Origin of the sequence: Bartonella sp. MU70NMGDW, from assembly GCF_042194085.1 — a bacterium.
In the GTDB taxonomy this organism is placed as follows: Bacteria; Pseudomonadota; Alphaproteobacteria; order Rhizobiales; family Rhizobiaceae; genus Bartonella; species Bartonella grahamii.
Map to the genome: position 1 here is coordinate 1 of NZ_JBHIMK010000118.1, position 1,850 is coordinate 1,850.

1 pseudogene is annotated in these 1,850 nt (G+C 40.2%); it reads right to left on the reverse strand.

Annotated elements, in window-relative coordinates:
* Positions 1–1,850, reverse strand: a pseudogene (locus ACFIKE_RS08365) (autotransporter outer membrane beta-barrel domain-containing protein); the annotation flags it as partial.

Genomic DNA, 1,850 nt, shown 5'->3' on the forward strand with positions numbered 1-1,850 from the left:
ATGACCAAATAGCTTGCTGTTTGTGCTACAGGGGCGATCACACTTGGACCAGAGCCAGAACCCGCTTCAAGAATTTCAGGTTGTAAACGGAAATCCCAGAAATTTTCATTCTTTTCATCAAACAGGTTTTGCGCAACATCGGCTTTGCCTTGGCTTGAGTCTGGTCCATAGGCACGTAGTGTATACATATCCGGTAAACCACCTCTTGTGGTATAGCCATTTACAAGTTTGAAAGAGTTTTCTTCTGCTTTTCCAGAAACTTGAATGAGTGACAGACCACGGATATTGGCAGCAGCAGAGGTATTTGCTTTGACATTGTTCCCTTCTAAGCGCCCCGTAACATAAACTGATGTGTTACCAGAGACATCCCCATGGATCAAAAGTCTATCGGTTTTTTGGTCATCTATTGCAGCACCATCACTCCATTCAGCGTTGAAGTAAATCTTCGCATCACCCGTTGCGTTGTAGACTTCTTGCGTGTCTGGTTTACCAGAACCTATATGCAATGTTTGGTAATGATCTTCTGTTGGTTTATCAAAAACAATGGAGCTGTTGTTGAGACTAAGCGTGGAAATATCAGAACGAGATCTTTGAGCAATATCAAGCAGATTACCATCATCATCTTTTTCATTTTTGCTGATTTTCAACGTCCATGTTGTATCGTTTTTCAGATCAAAGTGTACATTTCTGTCTTTAGCAATATTCGCTCTGCCCTCTAAAGTAGACTGATCAGCGTTTAATGTAAAAGTGCCGTTGGAGATCGCTTTTAAACCTGCTTGGTTCCAAACCCCTTTGTCTTTCAAATAAATGCCGTTTCCTAGTAAAACATCAGCATGGATTTCTGAATTTTTGAGATTTGCTGTACCGATTGCCAGATCTGCATTATTTTCAATGTCGTTATCAGTGAGAGCTCCAATAAGAATTCCAGTACCATTTTCAACGTGAATATCTGCATTGGTTAAATTGATTTCACTACTTTGATGTTTTTGGGGATCATTCGATTCATTGAGTTTGGTTTTAGAGAGACCTAAAAACTGCAAGCCACTGATTCCTGCTGTTACAGAGACATCTGTGAGATCAATAAGTCCACCATATGCTACGGCTAGTGCAACTTTTTTTACTTCTATTTTGTTTTCTACAGCACGTTGTGCTGCTTCAATATCACCATTAATCATCTTAATCGTGCTATTATTTCCTGCAAAAAGACCTTCATCAAAATTTTGAATGGTTGTTTTACCATTTAATTCGATTGCACTATCAGGCTCTGAAGCGTTTACAGCAACGGTCTCATTTTTACTTTCACCACCGGTCATTGTTAAATCTCCGCTAATGATTTTACTCCCACCATCTGCATAAAAACCTTCATCAACATTTTCAATAGTTGTTTTGCCCGTTAACTGAATTTCACTCCCAGAGTCCGCTGTCCATACACCAGAGCGGTTTTTGTCGGGGTCTTGATCAATTGCTTCACCACCTATAACGGTTAAATTTTCACTGGTAATTTTACCACCATCAACTGCTCCAAGACCGTTCAAAGTATTGTTAATTGTTGTATCGCCATGCAATTCAATTCTGCTATCAGGACCAAAGGCCTCTGCACCGGTTCCTTTGCCATCTGTTGTTAAAGCAACATTCGTGGCGTCAATTTGTCCGCCTTTTTCTGCAAATAATGCAGCTTTTTCATTCTTTATTGTTACTGTTCCTTCTGCCATTGTGATCTTAGATCCTGAACCTTCTGCTTGAAGTCCATAACCATCAGATGATGTAACTGCGGCTTTTTCGTCTAAAGTAATGGTGCTGCCTTCTTTCGCATATACCCCATCAGTTTTTCCGTCGAATGAACCTCCAGA